Raw genomic sequence first — 20,313 nt, forward strand, 5'->3', positions numbered from 1 at the left:
AATTTTGACCACACTTCGTTTTTTACTTATCATTCCTCCTAAATAAAACCAACAAAACAAAGGAATCTTTATGCAATATTCTCTCGCACGTACCGAACAAGGTCAAACCTTTGGTATTACTGCAAAAATGGCAAACCGCCATGGCTTGATCGCTGGGGCGACAGGGACGGGGAAAACCGTGACATTACGTAAAATGGCAGAAGCGTTCAGTGATGATGGCGTACCGGTTTTTTTAGTCGATGTAAAAGGCGATTTGTCTGGTTTAGTAAAAGCGGGCACATTCAGTGGCAAAGTGGCAGAGCGTATTGAACAATTTAATTTAGGTGGTGAGAGTTATTTAAATGGCTATCCTGTGTCATTTTGGGATGTATTCGGTGAAACAGGCATCCCACTTCGTACCACGATTTCTGAAATGGGACCATTACTGCTTTCCCGTTTATTGAATTTAAACGCAACCCAAGAAGGCTTATTAAACCTCGTATTCCGTGTGGCAGATGATAAAGGCTTGCTACTCATCGATCTGAAAGACTTGCGTGCAATGCTTAAATTCGTGGCAGAGAACGCCAAATCGTTCCAAGTAGAATATGGCAACGTATCAGCTGCGAGTGTGGGCGCGATTCAACGTGCTTTACTGACCCTTGAAAATGAAGGGGCGACCAATCTTTTTGGTGAGCCGGCATTAAATCTCGAAGATTGGTTACAAACCCGTTATGGCCGTGGCGTGATCAATGTTTTAAATTCTGAAAAATTAATTAATTCCCCAAGAATGTATAGTGCATTCTTACTTTGGTTGATGTCTGAATTATTTGAACAATTACCGGAAGTTGGCGATCCAGAGAAACCAAAATTTGTGATGTTCTTCGATGAAGCGCATTTACTCTTTGATGGCGCACCGAGTGTGTTGGTGGACAAAGTGGAACAAGTGGTTCGGTTGATCCGTTCTAAAGGAGTAGGGATTTATTTTGTAACCCAAAATCCATTAGATTTACCGGATACCGTGTTAGGCCAATTAGGTAACCGTGTACAACACGCATTACGTGCTTTTACACCACGTGATCAAAAAGCAGTGAAATCTGCAGCAGAAACGTTCCGTTCAAATCCAGCTGTTAATGTGGTGGAAACCATTTCCACTTTAGGAGTGGGTCAAGCATTAATTTCATTCTTAGATGAAAAAGGCATGCCAACGCCAGTTGAAGTGGCGTATGTTTACCCACCGAAAAGCCAACTTGCACCGATTACTGAAGAAGAGCGAGCGGCGTGGGTGAAAGACGATGAGCTTTATGCCTTCTACAAAGATTACGTGGATAACGAATCCGCTTTCGAAGTATTAAATGCGCAAGCGGATTTAGCGGCAGTACAACAAAAACAAGCCGAGCAAGCGCAGCAAGAGGAAGAAAGCGGTTTATTGGGTAGACTAAGTCGTATGATTTTTGGAACACAAAAACGCGGGGATAAACTTTCTCCGACAGAACAAATGGTGAATAGCGTGGCAAAATCAGTTGGTCGCAATATTCGTAATGAAGTGACTAAACAAATTATGCGTGGTATCTTAGGGGCATTGAAAAAATAACGATAAGTTGGCCGCACTTTGCGGCAAGAATAATAAAGGAGATGATTATGTCTGATGTATTTCACTTAAACCTGACTAAAGCACAGTTGAAAGGCGCTACATTAGCTATTGTACCGGGCGATCCTGCACGTAGTGAACGTATTGCTAAAAAACTTGATAATCCTGAGTTTCTTGCAAGTACACGTGAATACACGTCTTGGTTAGGCTATCTAAATGGTCAACCGGTAGTCGTATGTTCAACCGGTATTGGTGGCCCTTCTACATCTATCTGTGTGGAAGAGCTAGCTCAGCTTGGCGTGCGTACATTCTTACGTATTGGTACAACAGGTGCAATTCAACCACATATTAATGTAGGTGATGTTCTTGTTACAACGGGTGCAGTCCGCCTTGATGGTGCAAGCTGTCACTTTGCGCCAATTGAATATCCAGCAGTGGCAAATTTTGAATGTACCACGGCACTTTTCAATGCGGCTAAAGAAAAAGGTATTGAGCCATTTGTAGGAATTACAGCCTCTTCAGATACTTTCTATCCAGGTCAAGAACGTTATGATACCTACAGTGGTAAAGTATATCGTGATTACCAAGGCTTGTTAAAACAATGGCAAGATCTCAATGTGATGAACTATGAGATGGAGTCAGCCACATTATTTACGATGTGTAATGCCCTTGGCTTACGAGCAGGTATGGTGGCAGGTGTGATTGTGAATCGTACACAACAAGAAATTCCAAATGAAGCGACCATGAAAGATACGGAAGACAAAGCAGTATCTGTCGTGGTGGAAGCAGCAAGAAAATTGTTAGCGTAATATGTAAAAGGCGTTTTAATAAAAACGCCTTTATTTTTTCATCATATAAAAACAAGTGAATTCTGCTTGATTCTGAAAAAAATTTTATCTCAATATTCAATTTTTTCTCAAAATGCTACAAAAGTGTGATGTACATCACAAAATCTACTCTCCTTTTTCATTAAAATTCAAAACCGTATGTTTACTAGAAAGGATTCATTATGGGCAGTACAACAAATCTTTCATCAAGAATGAATGGTATGAATAGTCATTATTCAACCGAAATTAAAAGTAAATATTTAAAATATCAGCTTCATTCTCTGATCGGTGTTTTTATTGGTTATATGTGTTACTACATAGTCCGTAATAACTTCGTATTATCCACCCCCTATTTAGCAGAAAAACTAGAACTTTCTAAGACGCAAATTGGTTTGCTCACCTCATCTTTACTTATTACGTACGGGTGTAGCAAAGGTGCAATGAGTATCTTGGCAGATAAAGCGAACCCTCGCTACTTTATGGCTTTAGGACTTCTTCTTTGTATTCTTATTAATATTATGATGGGGTTCTCAACAAGCTTCTATTTATTCGTAGGATTAGTCATTTTATTAGGGGTATTCCAAGGAATGGGGGTTGGTCCTTCAATTATTACCGTTGGGTATTGGTATCCACGTAGTCAGCGTGGGCGAGCAAGTACAACTTGGAATGTATCACATAATTTAGGTGGTGGTATTGTTGCGCCTATTGTAGGTGCTAGTCTTGCTTATTTCGGTTCTGAACAATGGGAAATCTCGACTTATGTTGTACCGAGTATCATTGCCTTAATTGGTGTTTTTCTTGTGTTATTTTTTGTGAAACGCCGTCCAGCTGAGGAAGGACTACCGACTGTTGAGGAAATGTATAACGAAGAAACGGTTAATACAAAATTAAAAGGTCATTTATCTGAAAAACCAGAAAATATGACTGCATTCCAAATTTTTTATCAATTTGTCGTTAAAAATCCTAATTCTTGGTATCTCGTTGGTGTTGATATTTTCACCTATATGGTTCGCTTTGGTATGTTAACTTGGATTCCACTTTATCTTCTTAAAGAAAAAGGTCTTACTAAAACAGATATGGGGGCTGCATTTATGATTTTTGAATGGGCAGCTATTCCATCAACGCTCATTGCTGGGTGGTTAATTGATAAATTTTTTCGTGGAAAAATTATGTATTTACCAATGATTTGTATGACAATTGTTTTCTTCTGTGTATTCGGTTACATGAACTCAGAATCCATTTTTGCCATTATTTTATTCTCTGCAATAGTTGGGTGTTTGGTCTATATTCCTCAATCTATGGTTGCAGTACAAGCAATGGAAGTTATTCCTAGTTTTGCATTAGGCTCAGCAGTAGGGTTACGTGGATTTATGAGTTATATTGTTGGTTCTACATTTGGTACAACATTGTTTGGTTTTGTTGTAGATAAATTTGGTTGGAGTAGTGGATTCTATACTATCATGTGTGGTGCGGTGATGTGTTTTATTTTCTGTTATCTATCTCACCGTGGATTACAAAAAATTCTTAATATGCAATAAATAAAAAAAGGCGTTTTAATTGAAAACGCCTTTCTTATCGAGTCTTAACTATTTGCCCTTGCAAAATCAGCCGCTCCGGCGACTAATTGCTCATCAGGTCGAATCCCAGTGTAGAGCTCAAATTGTTCGACAGCTTGTAGCACAATGACTTCTGCACCAGAAATGGTTTGTTTACCTTGCTGTTGAGCAAATTGGATAAACGGTGTTTCAGCAGGAATCGCTACCACATCAAAAGCGGTTTGAGCTTGTTGAATAAGATTTTCAGGAAAGGCGAGATCAAATTCTTCTTTTCCACCTTTCATCCCAATTGGCGTGACATTGACTAAAATATCTGCCGATTGATTATCTAAAGATGAGATATATTCATAGCCATAAAGTGCGGCTAAATTTTTACCTGTTTTTTCATTTCGAGCAAAAATCTTCAGATGCTCAAATCCACTGTTTTTAAAGGCGGCGACGACCGCTTTTGCCATGCCACCACTGCCTCGTACAATCACGCGACTATTTTTATCTAATTGATATTCTTGGATAAGTTTAACAATCGCAATATAATCGGTATTGTAAGCACGAAGAAAGCCTTGCTCATTCACAATAGTATTCACAGACTGAATGGCTTGTGCAGAAGGGGATATTTCATCTAAAAATGGCATGCAGCTTTCTTTAAAAGGCATTGAAACCGCACAACCTCGAATACCAAGTGCACGAATGCCTTTGATCGCATTTTCAATATCTGTAGTGGTAAAGGCTTTGTAGATAAAATTAAGTCCTAGTTTTTGATAGAGATAATTATGAAATGTGGTACCAAAATTACCTGGTCTGCCAGAAAGAGACATGCAAAGCAGGGTGTCTTTATTTATCATTCGGATATCCTTAGATATTTAAATTCATATCATCAGCAGTAAAATATTGATTCATTTCAAAAGCAGGTTTAGCATCTTTATCTTTACCGATAATTCGTGCGGGTACACCCGCAGCAGTAGCACATTCAGGCACGGGTTGAAGTACGACAGAGTTGGCGCCTATTTTGGCATATTTGCCCACTTCGATATTACCGAGAATTTTCGCCCCCGCCCCAATCATTACGCCTTCTCGTACTTTTGGATGGCGATCGCCTGATTCTTTACCTGTACCGCCAAGTGTGACACCTTGCAAGATAGACACATCATTTTCAATCACTGAAGTTTCGCCGACGACAATACCGGTAGCGTGGTCAAACATAATGCCGTGCCCAATTTTAGCCGCAGGGTGAATATCCACATCGAAAGCTACGGAAATCTGATTTTGTAAATAAAGTGCGAGTGCTTTTCGATTTTGATTCCACAAATAATGGGTAATACGATAGCTTTGAATGGCGTGAAAACCTTTTAGATAAAGCAATGGGGTAGACCACAATTCCACAGCGGGATCGCGGTGGCGCACAGCTTTAATATCACAAGCAGCACAATCAATGATATTAGGCTCGGCTTGATAGGCTTCTTCAATAATTTCACGCAGCGAAATTGCTGGCATGATAGGGTTAGCCAGTTTATTCGCAAGCAAATAACTCAAAGCGCTGCCGAGATTTTGATGCTTTAAAATGGTGGAATGGAAAAAGCTTGCGAGCATAGGCTCGCATTCTGCTAGTTCTTTTACCTCTTGGCGAATGTGTTGCCATACTTCTAGTGTCATTTTTTCTCCTTATTCGCCTTTTCGTGCACGACCCAATAAGCTTAATGCGACGTCTTGTGCACTTTTACCACAAAAGAGCATTTGGTAAATTTGCTCTGTAATTGGCATTTCTACGCCTTGTCGTTGTGCTAATAAATAAGTTTCTTTGGTGTTATAAAACCCTTCCACGACTTGACCAATTTCATCCATAGCTTGTTGGCTATCGGTACCTTTACCAAGCATTAAACCAAATCGACGGTTACGGGATTGGTTATCGGTACAAGTGAGCACTAAATCTCCTAAACCAGACATACCCATAAAGGTTTGTGCATTTGCGCCCATTGCTACGCCCAAGCGAGTAATTTCCGCAATACCACGGGTAATCAATGCGGTTCTCGCATTGGCACCAAATCCCATACCATCCGAAATACCCGCCCCTATCGCAATCACGTTTTTAATGGCACCACCTAATTGAACGCCGATTATATCTTGATTTACATATACCCGAAAATGCTGACTGCAATGAATTCGCGCTTGTAATTCTAAGGCAAACTTTTCATGACGAGAGGCAAGGGTAATCGCCGTTGGCAAACCTTGAGCCAATTCTTTCGCAAAAGTAGGACCTGAAAGCACCGCTGTCGGAATTGCTTTACCTAAGGTTTCTTCCACTACTTCTTGTAGTAATCGGCCGGTGTTGCGTTCTAATCCTTTGGTAGCCCAAATTAAACGATGATCAGGTTTTAAGTGCGGTCGAATTTTTAAGAGAATTTCGCCGAAAGCGTGACTTGGTACCACAATTAAAATGTCTTTCGATTGCTCAAGGGCAGTTTTCAAATCTAATTCTAAATACAAACTTTCAGGAAATTTAATATCAGGCAGAAAGCGACGATTTTGACGTTCCTGTTGCATTTGATGAATATGATCGGGATTGTGCCCCCAAAGATAGGTTGGCGAACCATTACGAGAAAATGAGATAGCGAGTGCTGTTCCATAAGAACCGCAACCAAGAATAGTAATTGGAGATTGGGATGTATTCATTTCAATCACCTTAAAAAAATAAAAGGGCAGACCATATCGCCTGCCCTTATCAAAATTAATGTTGGGTTTCTGGATTTTCTTCTACTTCGGCTGCAGCTTGCTGCTTATTCATGTATTCAATGAATAACGCATCGAAGTTTACCGGAGAAAGGTTTAATGCTGGGAATGTTCCGCGGTTGACTAAGTTAGAAATTAGTTCGCGCGCATAAGGGAAAAGCATATTTGGGCATTGAGATGTTAAGCAGTGCGCCATTTGAACATCTTCTAAACCGCTGATTGTAAATACACCAGATTGTTTCACTTCACAAATAAACGCTACATCACCAGAATCTTCCATGGTCGTTTCTACGTTGATGTTTAACGTTACTTCGTATAAATCTTCGCCCACTTGAACGGCTTCAGTGCTTAAATCAAAGCCAAGTTTTGGTTTCCATTCTTGGTGGAAAATATGAGGAAGATTTGGTGCTTCAAAAGAAACATCTTTTACATAAATACGTTGAATTTGAAGTACGGCTTCTTGTTGTTCTTCAGAGGCTACTTCAGGTTGTTGATTTTGTTCAGACATAGAGGATCCTTACTTATGTTTTTTTACTAATGGTAAATTTGCACCAGACCAAGCCGTTAAACCGTCTTTTAATACATAGACTTTTTCAAAGCCTTGTTTGGTTAAAAGCTCTGCAGATGTGGAAGAAGAAACACCGTTGATATCCACAATGATAACGGGCTTTCCTTTGTAATGTTCAATTTTTCCTACATTTTGATTTTTAATTTCTGTCGGAAGCAAGTTTACACTGTTAATAATATGACCACCTCGGAATTCATCGATAGGACGTAAGTCAATCACAACCGCCTCTTCGTCGTTTATTAAGCGAACGGCTTCTGGATTAGTGATGACGCGATATTTTTGTGTTGCACTTTTAAAAAAGGTGAAAAGTGTCATAAAAAGGACAGCAAACCATGCGATTGTTAAAAAAGTGTGTTTTTGAGCAAATTCAATTGCTTGAGGCATAAATTCTTGCATGTTGTTCTCAACTTAATTTTTGATAATGAATAAGAGTTTATCTTCAGATGAAATAAAGATTTAAGTATAACCGTACTTTGGTTATCTTTCAAAAAAATTCTCAAGTAAACGCAGGGGTGGCGAAAGCTTATACAATCATATGGCTAAAAATGTGATCGGGATCATAAATAGGTTATCTTGGTATTTATTCTCTACCTAATTAGGTAGAGAATGCCGATACTTTAATGAGTTAGTTCAAGGGGAATAAAATGAAATTCAAAAAATTAACCGCACTTATGATGGTTGGATTAGGTTTTTCTGTAGCACAAGCAGCAGAATTACCCAATATTACAATTTTAGCGACAGGCGGCACCATTGCCGGAAGTGGTGAAACTGCAGTTTCTTCTACTTATAAAGCAGGACAACTCAATATTGAGGCATTAATTGATGCAGTGCCTGAAATTAAGCAGCTAGCCAATGTAAAAGGTGAGCAAATTGTAAAAATTGGTTCACAGGATATGAGTGATGAGGTGTGGTTGAAATTAGCTAAAGCGATTAATACACAATGTAAAGACACCGATGGTTTTGTGATTACTCATGGTACAGATACGATGGAAGAAACCGCTTATTTTCTTGATCTGACTGCGAAATGTGAAAAACCGATCGTGTTGGTCGGTGCGATGCGTCCAGCAACAGAAAAAAGTGCGGATGGTCCATTAAATCTTTATAATGCTGTCGTGGTGGCATCTGATAAAAAATCAGCTGGCCGCGGCGTATTAGTAGCGATGAATGATGAAGTATTAGGGGCGCGAGATGTAACTAAAATGAGCACCACTGCTGTACAGACGTTTCATTCACCAAACTATGGCACGCTAGGCTATATTCACAATAGCAAAGTGGATTACGAGCGTTCGCCTGAAAGTAAACATACCGTAAACACACCGTTTAACATAGATAAATTAGACAGTTTACCGCAAGTTGGCATTGTTTATGCTTATTCTAATGCACCAATTGAACCGTTAAATTCATTATTGGATGCAGGCTATCAAGGTATTGTTTCAGCGGGTGTAGGTAATGGTAACGTGAATGCCGCACACTTAAAACGTTTAGAAAAAGCGGCGAAAGATGGTGTTGCAGTGGTACGTTCTTCCCGTGTGCCCACCGGTTATACAACACGTGATGCTGAAGTAGATGATTCTAAATATGGTTTTGTTGCTGCTGGTACGTTAAATCCGCAAAAAGCGAGGGTGTTGTTGCAACTTGCTTTAACGAAGACTAAAGATCCAAAAGTGATTCAGCAATATTTTGAAGATTTCTAATTTAGCAACATAAAATGTGTGGAAAATAATTGCACATTTCTATGCAAGATATTGAAATTTTTTGATCTAAATTATGGAATGCGTACCTATTTATTGTTATATTTACGTACGTTTTATTATATGATAACGATTTTTTATTGACTTAGGGGGTCAGTATGTCTGCAATGTTTTTATTGCAATTTGCCATTGTGCTATTGTGTATTTTAGTGGGCGCTCGCGTCGGAGGTATTGGTTTAGGAGTATTTGGTGGTTTAGGACTGGCCATTCTCTCGTTCGGTTTTGGTTTAAAACCCGCAGGCTTACCAATTGATGTGATGTTTATGATTATGGCTGTAGTTTCAGCGGCAGCTGCAATGCAAGCTGCGGGTGGTTTAAATTATATGATTAAAATTGCGACTAAAATTTTACGTCGTAATCCTAAACATATTACTTTTATTGCGCCAGCCGTGACGTGGTTATTTACATTTTTGGCGGGTACTGGTCATGTTGCTTATTCTGTTTTACCGGTTATTGCGGAAGTCAGCCGTCAAAATGGCATCCGTCCTGAACGTCCACTTTCAATGGCTGTGATTGCTTCTCAGTTTGCAATTGTTGCAAGTCCTATTGCTGCAGCAGTGGTGGCAGTCGTTGCTTATCTTGAACCTCAAGGTATTCATCTTGGTGATGTGTTGATGATTACTATTCCAGCGACTATTTTAGGTCTTTTCTTAGCTTGTATCTTTGTTAACAAAATAGGGAAAGAACTTAAAGATGATCCAGAATATCAACGTCGCTTAAAAGATCCGAAATATGCTGATGCATTCAATTCAACAACCGATACAAACGAATTTGAAGTGAGTAAAACAGCTAAAATCTCTCTTTCCTTATTCTTATGTGGTGCTTTACTCGTTGTGTTAATGGGTGCAGTGCCTTCTTTACGTCCAGTATTTGATGGTAAACCGATGGGGATGGCTCATACGATTGAAATCATTATGCTATCTATTGGGGCATTAATTATCTTTACTTGTAAACCGGATGGCACAGAAATAACTAAAGGTTCCGTATTCCATGCGGGCATGCGTGCCGTTATAGCCATTTTTGGTATTGCTTGGTTAGGTGATACGTTGATGCAGGCACATATGGTAGAAGTAAAAGAAATGGTGAAAGGCTTAGTGGAAACTGCACCATGGACATTTGCTTTAGCGCTATTCGTGTTATCTGTTTTAGTTAATAGCCAAGGCGCAACAGTAGCAACATTATTCCCACTTGGTATTGCATTAGGTATTCCTGCGCCTGTCTTAATTGGGGTATTTGTTGCAGTAAATGGTTACTTCTTTGTGCCTAATTATGGTCCTATTATTGCGTCAATTGATTTTGATACAACGGGTACAACTAAAATTGGTAAATATATTTTCAATCATAGTTTTATGTTACCAGGGCTATTAAGTATGGTCTTTAGTCTAGTTATTGGTTTATTACTTGCAAATGTTTTATTATAAAATTTATAGCTAGCTAAAACGGTGCATATTGTTTTATGCACCGTTTTTTATTTTTTTATGAAACTTATTAATCAGATTTTGTTCTAATAAGTATTCTATTTTTATAAGGAAAACCAATGAAATTATTTAAAATCCTTTTTGCTGCATTAATTGCTTATGTGCCAACAGCATGGTCTGCGGCGGATTACAATATTAAATACAGCTCAAATTATTTAATGCCCGCTTATGTGCATTTTAAGGCTGATGGTTCACAATATTCAGTCAATGCGAAAATTAATATTCCGTTGTACAACATTGTGTTTACTTCTCGTGGTTCACAAACTTCGAGCCAATTTAAAATGGTGAATTATCAAGATGTACGTAATGGTAAGTCTTATGCTATTTCTAAAATTTCGCCAACAATAATTGAATACGGTAAAGTGAAAAATGGATTAGAAACCGAGCCGTTAAAATTACCAACTTTTGATTTATTCACCATGGCATTTCAGTTGAGTTATTACGATAAATTGCCAACCAGCTTCCAAATTACAAATGGTAAAAAACTTTACCCAATGGAAAATGTGAATGTGAAGAAAGTAGAAAAACAGATCCAATATAATAAGCAAACTGTCACGGAAATCACTTATTCATTTAAAACAGGTAATAAGGATATTATGGTGAAGAAATTCTCAGGTGAACAATTTCCACGTTATATCAAATACACCAGAGATGGTGATGATTATGAGTTAGAGTTTGATGAGTTTGTTAAATAACATCAGATGAGAAAAAGAAGCCACGAAAGATTGCGTGGCTTTTTATTTTATAGCTTATTGTGCATACATAAATACTTGAACGAGAAGAAGTATCGATGAGATAACAAACTGACAGCCTACGATCGGCATGACAAATTTCAACCATTTGTTGAATGGAATACCAAGCATTTGTAGCGTGACAAGGACTAATCCTGTCGGTGCGAGGAACAACATAATATATTGTCCCCAGTTGTAAGCCGATACAACAATGTCTCTCGGGATGCCAACGGTATCAGCCAGCGGAGCCATAATTGGCATGGCGAGTACGGCAAGACCTGAAGATGAAGGTACAACTAACCCTAAGAAAATGAAGACCAAGAGCTGACCAATAATAAAGACGCCACCATTCATTCCACCGACAAGATGTGTCATATAATCGAGAATCGTGTCTGAAATCATTCCTTGTTCCAGAATGATATTGACTGCTCGAGCGAGTCCGATAATCAATGCGACGCCGACTAATTCAGAGGCGCCATGAGTAAACCCATTTACGACATCTTTTTCAGGCAATCCGCTGATGAACATAATAATAATGGTTATGGCTAGGAAGGAAGCCGCCATTTGAGGAAACCACCAGCCCCCAAACATAACACCCCATACCATGAGAGGAAAGGCGCCACTAAATAGAATCAGAATCAGTTTTCTTCTAAAGGTAAATTCAACGGTTGCATTGGGATCGATATCTTTCATATAGAGATCATAGAAGGCTTGGCGATCGTCATACGTATAAGAAAATTCAGGATTGGCACGCAGTTTTTTACAATACCAATACATGTAAGCAATCACACACGCACCACCAAGAATAAGTCCCAATGTACGAAATCCCATTCCTTCCGTGAATGGAATACCCGCAGCATTTGAGGCAATGACAACGGAGAAGGGATTGATTGTAGAGAATGCCGTTCCCATTGAGGCGGCGAGGAATATGGCACCAACACAGACAATGGAATCATAGCCTAAGGCTAAAAAGACAGGAACAAGAATTGGGTAGAAGGCTACTGCTTCTTCCTCAATGCCACAAGCCGTACCGCCTAACAGCATTAACACACAGACAGCAAAGACAACGGAGAATTCATTTCCTTTCGTTTTTTTGGTGAGAGACATTAATCCGGCATTGAATGCTCCTGTTTTGTTTATCACACCAATCATTCCACCGAGTATGAAGATAAAAATCATAATATCCGCGACTTCAATGGTGCCATCCACCATGGCGTGAATCATATCTGTAATGCCTTTTTCGTGTTGTTCAATGCGTTGATAGGTATCGGGGATAGCAATCGGCTTTTTGATAATGCCGTTGGTGAAATGAGAAAGTTGAATTTTGATATTGAGTTGATTAAGCGTTTGTTCTGTTGCTGGATAGCTTTGATCGGGAATTCCGTGGGTTTTGACAATAAAATGATGTTCGGTGTTGTCGTAGGAAAGTTTAGAGTAGGACCCTGAGGGAATAAGCCAAGTAAGACCAATAGCAATAAGAAGAATAATAAAGAGAATGCTAAATGCAGAAGGGAACTTCATCTTTTTCTTTGATGTTTCCATTATGGAGAACTCCTAGTGTTCGGATTAGTGGATAAGCCGAGCGCGTATTCTACATAAAAAGAACCTCAAAGCAAAGAGTGGTTTTTTATAAAAACAATAATATCAGGGTGAGCAATCGTTTACCTAGGCCAGGCTCGGTTGTCATTAAACCTGGCTTAAGTCTATTTTATTTAGGAAAATTGAGTAATTTTTTCACTCAAATCATCCAACATTTCATAACGTTTTCGATACATAGAACGTTTTTTGCTGGCGATTTCTTCCAGTGGTTTGCGGGTGCTTTCAAGCGGTAATTGCCAATATTGACCTTTTAATTGCCCTTGGTTTTCTTGCCAGAATTCATCGTAATTGAATAGAATTTTACTGCGTGCAGATAAACGGTATTTACCTTGTGAAGTGTGAGGAATACCGATTAATTCATATTGCCATTTTTCAGCTAGTAAGCGGAAAACATTCATCAACATAAACATTGGACGAACACCGTGTAATTCTTTTGTGGTTTGTTTTACCGCTTCTTGCGCCTCTTCATAAGAAGGGCCTTGAATTGAGGCGATAAGTAATTTATTTGGCTTTAAGAAGGTGAAAGAAGCATCATAAATGCTACGCCCATCATTATCTTTTAAGTTAATGGAAAAATAACCTTCAAAAGGATCAATCTGGTTGATATTGAAATAGATACCAAGCTGATCTGTTAATTGTGCCAATAAAAGGGATTTTTCTTGTAGCAATTTTTTACAAAATTCTACGCCCATTTTTTCTTCAAGCATTAACAGACTATTGGTAATGGCATTGAGTCGCTCTGTTGCAGAAAAACGTTTGTCACAATAGGTTGCGAGCAATGCATTAAAACGATATGGATTTTGTTGAAAAAGCGGAATCCAAGTTTGGTTTGTATTTAAGAAATTAACCAATGCATCACATTGTTTTTTAAATAAAAATTTGCGTCCATAATAACGGGCTTTATCCCTTAATTGTTTTTTTAATGGATGATTACAAGAATCGGGCAGTAATTCTTGAAAGGTCGCGAAAGTAATAGTTTGTTTTGCTGTCATAATGGGTAAAGTGCGGTTATTTTTTCAAACGTTTTTATTAGGTAAAATCATGCTGATTTTTAACCGCACTTATTGTACCTGTATTCCATGGTTTTTCCAATTAACCATCAATAAAGGTGGTTCTTTACTTGCCTATTTTTCGATTTCTCCTTAATATGCCAAATCCTACCTTGAATTTATGCAACTCATCCCCATATTCAATGAAATTATAGAATTGATGTAAGAGAGATAACTATGAACGCCAAAAGAACTCAACAACGTACACTTCCTGTATTGCCATTACGGGATGTTGTCGTTTTCCCTTATATGGTGATGCCACTTTTTGTTGGGCGCGCAAAATCGATTAGCGCCCTTGATGAAGCCATGAATGAGTGCAAACAATTATTATTGGTGTCACAAAAGCAGGCTGATTTAGAAGAACCTACCGTTGATGATGTATTCGATGTCGGGACGATTGCCAATATTATTCAATTATTAAAATTGCCAGACGGCACAGTGAAAGTGTTGGTGGAAGGGCAACAGCGCGCGAAAATCAATCAATTAAATGATGGTGAAGACCATTTTTCTGCGGAAGTCACACCGATTGAAACCACGTTTGGCGATGAAAAAGAATTAGATGTGGTGAAGGCAGCCGTTTTAAATGAATTTGAAAGTTATCTGCAACTTAATAAAAAAATCCCTGCAGATGTTTTAGGTGCGCTTCAACGCATTGATGATGCTGATCGTTTAGCAGATACCATGGCTGCGCATATTCCAGTGACCGTTCGCCATAAACAAAGCGTGTTAGAACTGGCAGATGTGCAAGAGCGTTTAGAATACTTGCTCGGCATGATGGAATCTGAAGCAGATATTCTTCAAGTTGAAAAACGCATCCGCGGCCGTGTGAAAAAACAAATGGAGAAAAGTCAGCGTAACTATTATCTTAGCGAACAAATTAAAGCGATTCGCAAAGAAATGGACGAAGGCGAAAGCGAAGATACTATTGATGAAGTTGAGCAACTTCGTCAAAAGGTCGAAGCGGCAGGTATGCCAGCAGATGTGCGTGATAAAGTAGAAAGCGAGTTACAAAAACTCAAAATGATGTCAGCAATGTCGGCTGAAGCGACAGTGGTGCGTAGCTATATTGAATGGATGCTTCAAGTGCCATGGCATAAACGTACCAAAGTGAAGAAAGATATCGCAAAAGCTCAACAGGTTTTAGATGCGGATCACTATGGTTTAGAACGAGTGAAAGAACGTATTTTAGAATACCTTGCGGTGCAAGCGCGTTTAAACAAAATCAAAGGACCAATCCTTTGCTTAGTGGGGCCGCCAGGGGTAGGTAAAACCTCACTGGGTCAATCTATTGCGAATGCAACAGGTCGTAAATATGTACGCATGGCATTAGGTGGGGTACGCGATGAAGCAGAAATCCGCGGTCACCGTAAAACCTATATTGGTGCATTGCCGGGTAAATTGATTCAAAAAATGGCAAAAGTTGGTGTGAAAAACCCACTCTTCTTGCTTGATGAAATTGATAAAATGTCTTCGGATATGCGTGGTGATCCCGCATCAGCCTTGTTAGAAGTGCTTGATCCAGAACAAAATACCACCTTCAACGATCACTATCTTGAAGTGGACTACGATTTGTCTGATGTGATGTTTGTGGCAACCTCAAATTCCATGAATATTCCAGGTCCATTGTTAGATCGTATGGAAGTGATTCGTCTTTCTGGTTATACCGAAGATGAAAAACTGAATATTGCGATGCAACATTTGTTACAAAAACAAATTGAACGTAATGGATTGAAAAAAGGCGAATTAACCATCGAAGAAAACGCGATTTTAGATATTATCCGTTATTACACCCGTGAAGCTGGTGTGCGTGGATTAGAGCGTGAGATTTCTAAAATCTGTCGTAAAGCAGTGAAGAATTTATTGGTCAATCCAAAAGTGAAATCGATTACCGTTAATTCAGACAACTTGCATGACTATCTTGGTGTGAAACGTTTTGAATTTGGTAAAGCGGATACCCAAAACCGTGTGGGCGAAGTAACAGGCCTTGCGTGGACAGAAGTGGGTGGTGACTTACTAACCATTGAAACTGCTTCAGTAGTAGGTAAAGGCAAATTAACCTTCACCGGTTCATTAGGCGATGTGATGAAAGAATCTATCCAAGCAGCCATGACCGTAGTCCGTGCACGTGCTGAAAAATTGGGTATCAATTCTGAATTCCATGAAAAACGTGATATTCACATTCACGTACCAGATGGCGCAACACCGAAAGATGGCCCAAGTGCAGGTATTGCAATGTGTACGGCATTGGTTTCTTGCTTAACGGGTAACCCAGTGCGTGCCGATGTCGCGATGACTGGTGAAATCAGCCTACGCGGTAAAGTATTACCAATTGGCGGATTGAAAGAAAAATTACTTGCGGCACATCGTGGTGGCATTAAAACCGTATTGATTCCAAAAGATAACGTGAAAGATTTGGAAGAAATTCCTGGTAACGTAAAAGAAAATCTTGCGATTCATGCGGTAGAAACCATTGATGAAGTGTTAGGCTTAGCGTTAGAAAATCCACCAGAAGGCATTGAGTTCGTGAAAGTGGAAACGAAAGCGAAAGCACCACGCCGTAAAGCTGCGACTAAAACAGCAAGAGCGGTCAATTAATGACTCATTTTTAGGGCTTGTGAAAACAAGCCCTTTTGACTTTTAATTATGCAAAAATTTCCCCCTCTTTCCCTTTATGTGCATATTCCCTGGTGTGTGCAGAAATGCCCTTATTGTGATTTCAATTCGCATGCACAGAAAGGCGCAATTCCTGAACAAGAATATGTGCAACATCTGATCGCCGATCTTGAGGCAGACTTAGAGAAATATCAGGCTAGTATTCAAAATCGTCCACTCCATTCAATTTTTATTGGTGGTGGCACGCCGAGTTTATTTTCAGCGGAAAGTATCAAGTTGTTATTGGCAGAAATTCAACGTCGTATTCCTTTTTCAGAGAATATTGAAATAACTATGGAAGCTAATCCAGGCACAGTGGAGGCGGAGCGTTTTAAAGGCTATGTGGATGCTGGTGTAACACGTATTTCCATGGGCATCCAAAGTTTTAATGACGATAAATTACAACGTTTAGGACGTATTCATAATGCGGAGGAAGCTAAAAGTGCGGTCAGTTTAGCGAAAGTTTCTGGGTTAAAAAGTTTCAATCTAGATTTAATGCACGGCTTGCCAAATCAAGCACTTGAGGAAGCGCTAGATGATTTGCGACAAGCCATTGAGCTTGCTCCACCACACCTTTCTTGGTATCAGCTCACCATTGAACCGAATACCATGTTTGCTTATCGCCCGCCTACATTGCCGGATGATGATGAGCTTTGGGATATTTTTGAGCAAGGCCATCAGCTTTTAACCGAAGCGGGTTATCAACAATATGAAACATCCGCTTATGCAAAGCCGGGCTTTCAATGTCAGCACAATCTGAATTATTGGCGATTCGGGGATTATTTGGCGATAGGTTGTGGTGCACATGGAAAACTGACTTTTCCTGATGGCGATATTTTACGTTTTTCTAAAACGAAGCATCCAAAAGGCTATTTGCGTGGTGAATATCTTTATGAAGAAAAATACGTGGAAAAAAATGACCGCGCTTTTGAGTTCTTTATGAATCGTTTTCGTTTATTGGAAGCCGTGCCAAAACAAGAGTTTGAATATTACACAGGGCTTTCGCAAAGTGCGGTCAAAAATCAAATTGATTTTGCGATCCAGCAGAATTATATTGTGGAAACACCTGATTATTGGCAGATCACCGAACATGGGAAATTATTTTTAAACGAACTATTAGCGCTTTTCTTAGATGAATAAAATTTTTTCATCATCACGAATAAATTTTTACACTTGTTTATTTAATAGGGTCATATTAAAGTAAAGCAAACGTTTACGTTATTATTCAAAATTTAAAAGGGACAGAGAAATGGATCAACTAGAAATGAAAAAATTAGCAGCACGCGCAGCGTTAAAATATGTTAAACCCGATACGATTGTTGGTGTAGGAAGTGGCTCAACAGTGAATTGTTTTATTGAAGCTTTAGGTGAATTAAAAGATCAAATTCAAGGTGCGGTAGCCGCATCTAAAGCCTCAGAAGAATTATTGCGTAAACAGGGCATTGAAGTGTTTAGTGCTAACGATGTATCCAGTTTAGATATTTATGTAGATGGCGCAGATGAAATCAATCCACAAAAAATGATGATCAAAGGCGGCGGTGCGGCATTGACTCGCGAAAAAATTGTGGCCGCTTTAGCGAAAAAATTTATTTGTATCGTGGATTCCAGTAAACAAGTGGATGTTTTGGGTACGACCTTCCCATTACCAGTAGAAGTCATTCCAATGGCACGTTCACAAGTCGGTCGTAAATTAGTTTCTCTTGGCGGCGCGCCTGAATATCGTGAAGGTGTAGTAACGGATAACGGTAACGTGATTTTAGATGTACATAACTTCGCCATTTTAAATCCAGTGGAAATGGAAAAAGAATTGAATAACGTAGCTGGTGTGGTAACAAATGGTATTTTTGCCTTACGCAGTGCGGATATTGTGATTGTTGGTACACCAGAAGGCGCAAAAGTCATCGATTAATAAAAATAAGGAAGCAAACATGACAAACAAAGTGTCACTCGACAAATCAAAAATTAAATTTGTGCTATTAGAGGGCGTGCACCAAAGTGCATTAGATACCTTGCATGCCGCAGGCTACACCAATATCGACTTTTACAAAAAAGCCTTAGATGGTGATGAGCTAAAAGAAGCCATTAAAGATGCGCATTTTATCGGCTTACGTTCTCGTACTAATTTGACTAAGGAAATGATTGAAGCTGCGCCGAAACTTATTGCCATTGGCTGTTTCTGTATCGGTATCAACCAAGTGGATCTTGATGCGGCAAAAATGCGCGGGATTCCAGTATTTAATGCCCCGTTCTCCAATACACGTTCTGTGGCTGAATTAGTGTTGGGTGAGATTTTACTCTTAATGCGCAATATTCCTCAAGCGAATGCAGATGTACATCGTGGTTTATGGAATAAATCTGCCGTGGGTTCTCATGAAGTACGTGGTAAAAAACTCGGTATTGTGGGCTATGGCCATATCGGTTCGCAATTAAGTATTATTGCGGAATCTTTAGGGATGGAGGTGTATTTCTACGATATCGAAAATAAATTACCATTGGGTAATGCTAAACAATTGCACACACTTGAAGAGTTATTGGGTTCTTGTGATGTGATTTCGCTTCATGTACCTGATTTACCTTCAACCCGAAATTTAATGAGTGCTGAACGTATTGCACAGTTAAAACAAGATTCAATTTTGATTAATGCGGCACGTGGTATGGTAGTGGATATTGATGCTTTAGCAGCTGCGCTTGAGCAAGGTAAAGTTCGTGGTGCAGCGGTTGACGTATTCCCTGTTGAACCCGCTTCAATCAATGAAGAGTTTGTTTCACCATTACGTAAATTTGATAATGTGATTTTGACCCCGCATATCGGTGGTTCAACCGCAGAAGCCCAAGAAAACATTGGTTTTGAAGTTGCGGGTAAATTTGTGAAATATTCTGATAATGGTTCAACTCTTTCTTCCGTGAATTTCCCAGAAGTATCTTTACCAGAACACATTGGTACAAAACGTTTACTTCATATTCACGAAAACCGTCCGGGTGTATTAAACAAATTAAATCAAATTTTTGTTGAAGCCAATCTCAATATTGCGGCGCAATTTTTACAAACCGATCCGAAAATTGGTTATGTCGTCGTGGATATCGAAACAGATGACGCATCCCCGTTATTAGCTAAACTTCGTGAAATTGAAGGTACAATTAAAGCACGTGTATTGTTTTAATGTCAAAAATTAAGCGAAAACTGACCGCACTTTGTGTGGGATAGAACGCAAAATGGGCAAAGAAGGTTATCTTACTTTGCCTATTTTTATTAACTGTTTGCGGCTTACATTTATTTGATCATGGCTTTAAATAGATTGCGGCGATCAGAATTAAATGTCGGTTGTGCGGTTGGTATGGATAAAACCGTACGCAAACAATCCTGTGTGAGTTGAGCCGCTTGTTCGTTAGTCAGATTCGGGTCGAGTGGTGAATGTAAGGAACAGCTTAAATATTGCGGTACATTTTCAAGACTACTAACGGTGAAGGTTAGCGCTTTGTACGGCAGTTGAACAGTGAGTTTATCACCTAATTCACGCGGTTCCCATTGTTGTTGAGGACCTGGCAGAATCACCACACTCATCAGCCACGGGGTTAATACTGTACCAATCCATTGGTCTTCAAATAAAACAAATTTAGGGCAAAAACATTCAATGCCTTTGTGATAGAAAGGGAGATCTTGCATTTCAGGCACAATGTTTTTCATTTCGGTAAGGAAAATATCTGTTGGGTTTTCTTCAAAGCCGGTGACAGAGGTTAAAAGTGCGGTAGAATTTTCAGGTGTTTTTTCGTGTCGATACATGGTTTATTTTTCAATATTAATAAGATTAAA

At 39.2% G+C, this 20,313-nt stretch carries 18 protein-coding genes; 10 read left to right on the plus strand and 8 right to left on the minus strand.

Annotation, left to right across the window (positions count from 1 at the left end; all coding sequences use genetic code 11):
- Positions 1 to 70: 70 nt before the first annotated feature.
- The 3 genes from ACXVWB_RS09140 (at position 71) to ACXVWB_RS09150 (ending at position 3,932) form a co-directional block, all read left to right on the plus strand.
- Positions 71 to 1,570 (plus strand): helicase HerA-like C-terminal domain-containing protein, encoded by a 1,500-nt coding sequence (locus tag ACXVWB_RS09140; RefSeq protein ID WP_128787925.1) that lies wholly within the window; start codon positions 71 to 73, stop codon positions 1,568 to 1,570.
- 47 nt (positions 1,571 to 1,617) lie between these two features.
- Positions 1,618 to 2,376: a uridine phosphorylase gene (gene udp, locus ACXVWB_RS09145; protein ID WP_005759059.1), complete on the plus strand. Its 759-nt coding sequence runs from the start codon at positions 1,618 to 1,620 to the stop codon at positions 2,374 to 2,376.
- A 200-nt stretch (positions 2,377 to 2,576) separates the two neighbouring features.
- Positions 2,577 to 3,932 carry an MFS transporter gene (locus ACXVWB_RS09150; protein ID WP_289902381.1) on the plus strand — a complete coding sequence of 452 codons (1,356 nt, stop codon included), beginning with the start codon at positions 2,577 to 2,579 and terminating at the stop codon, positions 3,930 to 3,932.
- 44 nt (positions 3,933 to 3,976) lie between these two features.
- On the opposite strand, the gene ACXVWB_RS09155 is transcribed toward ACXVWB_RS09150, so the two are convergent.
- Genes ACXVWB_RS09155 through ACXVWB_RS09175 form a run of 5 tightly spaced genes read right to left on the minus strand, consistent with a single transcriptional unit; the run spans position 3,977 to position 7,638 of the window.
- A complete protein-coding gene (locus ACXVWB_RS09155) occupies positions 3,977 to 4,792 on the minus strand; it encodes a shikimate 5-dehydrogenase (protein ID WP_289902382.1) in 816 nt (271 codons plus the stop codon).
- Positions 4,793 to 4,802: 10 nt separating this feature from the next.
- Positions 4,803 to 5,600, minus strand: a complete 798-nt coding sequence (gene cysE / locus ACXVWB_RS09160) for a serine O-acetyltransferase (RefSeq protein WP_289902383.1) — start codon at positions 5,598 to 5,600, stop codon at positions 4,803 to 4,805.
- Between the two features lie 9 nt (positions 5,601 to 5,609).
- On the minus strand, positions 5,610 to 6,617 hold the full coding sequence (gene gpsA / locus ACXVWB_RS09165) for an NAD(P)H-dependent glycerol-3-phosphate dehydrogenase (protein WP_289902384.1): 1,008 nt from the start codon (positions 6,615 to 6,617) through the stop codon (positions 5,610 to 5,612).
- A gap of 55 nt (positions 6,618 to 6,672) precedes the next feature.
- On the minus strand, positions 6,673 to 7,182 hold the full coding sequence (secB, locus tag ACXVWB_RS09170; protein ID WP_049355631.1) for a protein-export chaperone SecB: 510 nt from the start codon (positions 7,180 to 7,182) through the stop codon (positions 6,673 to 6,675).
- 9 nt (positions 7,183 to 7,191) lie between these two features.
- Positions 7,192 to 7,638, minus strand: coding sequence for a rhodanese-like domain-containing protein (locus ACXVWB_RS09175; protein WP_049355632.1), 447 nt, complete (start codon positions 7,636 to 7,638; stop codon positions 7,192 to 7,194).
- 248 nt (positions 7,639 to 7,886) lie between these two features.
- On the opposite strand from ACXVWB_RS09175, the gene ansB reads away from it, so the two are divergent.
- The 3 genes from ansB to ACXVWB_RS09190 all read left to right on the plus strand — a co-directional run bounded on the left by ansB (position 7,887) and on the right by ACXVWB_RS09190 (position 11,166).
- Complete coding sequence (ansB, locus tag ACXVWB_RS09180) at positions 7,887 to 8,936, plus strand: L-asparaginase 2 (protein WP_126470071.1); 1,050 nt, start codon at positions 7,887 to 7,889, stop codon at positions 8,934 to 8,936.
- Positions 8,937 to 9,091: 155 nt separating this feature from the next.
- Positions 9,092 to 10,414, plus strand: coding sequence for an anaerobic C4-dicarboxylate transporter (locus tag ACXVWB_RS09185; RefSeq protein WP_049355634.1), 1,323 nt, complete (start codon positions 9,092 to 9,094; stop codon positions 10,412 to 10,414).
- Between the two features lie 116 nt (positions 10,415 to 10,530).
- On the plus strand, positions 10,531 to 11,166 hold the full coding sequence (locus ACXVWB_RS09190) for a hypothetical protein (protein WP_126470073.1): 636 nt from the start codon (positions 10,531 to 10,533) through the stop codon (positions 11,164 to 11,166).
- A gap of 54 nt (positions 11,167 to 11,220) precedes the next feature.
- Here ACXVWB_RS09190 and ACXVWB_RS09195 read toward each other — a convergent pair whose 3' ends face one another.
- Both ACXVWB_RS09195 and ACXVWB_RS09200 read right to left on the minus strand, forming a co-directional pair.
- On the minus strand, positions 11,221 to 12,744 hold the full coding sequence (locus tag ACXVWB_RS09195; protein WP_126470075.1) for a YfcC family protein: 1,524 nt from the start codon (positions 12,742 to 12,744) through the stop codon (positions 11,221 to 11,223).
- Between the two features lie 170 nt (positions 12,745 to 12,914).
- Positions 12,915 to 13,793 carry a VirK/YbjX family protein gene (locus ACXVWB_RS09200; protein ID WP_126470077.1) on the minus strand — a complete coding sequence of 293 codons (879 nt, stop codon included), beginning with the start codon at positions 13,791 to 13,793 and terminating at the stop codon, positions 12,915 to 12,917.
- A gap of 234 nt (positions 13,794 to 14,027) precedes the next feature.
- Between ACXVWB_RS09200 and lon the strand changes: the two genes are divergently transcribed.
- The 4 genes from lon to serA all read left to right on the plus strand — a co-directional run bounded on the left by lon (position 14,028) and on the right by serA (position 19,663).
- Positions 14,028 to 16,445 carry an endopeptidase La gene (lon, locus tag ACXVWB_RS09205; protein ID WP_289902385.1) on the plus strand — a complete coding sequence of 806 codons (2,418 nt, stop codon included), beginning with the start codon at positions 14,028 to 14,030 and terminating at the stop codon, positions 16,443 to 16,445.
- Positions 16,446 to 16,493: 48 nt separating this feature from the next.
- Positions 16,494 to 17,642: a radical SAM family heme chaperone HemW gene (gene hemW / locus ACXVWB_RS09210; RefSeq protein ID WP_126470081.1), complete on the plus strand. Its 1,149-nt coding sequence runs from the start codon at positions 16,494 to 16,496 to the stop codon at positions 17,640 to 17,642.
- 109 nt (positions 17,643 to 17,751) lie between these two features.
- Positions 17,752 to 18,411 (plus strand): ribose-5-phosphate isomerase RpiA, encoded by a 660-nt coding sequence (gene rpiA / locus ACXVWB_RS09215; RefSeq protein ID WP_126470083.1) that lies wholly within the window; start codon positions 17,752 to 17,754, stop codon positions 18,409 to 18,411.
- A gap of 19 nt (positions 18,412 to 18,430) precedes the next feature.
- Entirely contained in the window at positions 18,431 to 19,663 is a 1,233-nt protein-coding gene (gene serA, locus ACXVWB_RS09220) for a phosphoglycerate dehydrogenase (RefSeq protein WP_289902386.1), read from the plus strand.
- A gap of 110 nt (positions 19,664 to 19,773) precedes the next feature.
- Here serA and hybE read toward each other — a convergent pair whose 3' ends face one another.
- Positions 19,774 to 20,283: a hydrogenase-2 assembly chaperone gene (hybE, locus tag ACXVWB_RS09225; protein ID WP_289902387.1), complete on the minus strand. Its 510-nt coding sequence runs from the start codon at positions 20,281 to 20,283 to the stop codon at positions 19,774 to 19,776.
- Positions 20,284 to 20,313: the final 30 nt, after the last annotated feature.

The sequence above is a fragment of the Haemophilus sp. SZY H53 genome (genome assembly GCF_054332375.1).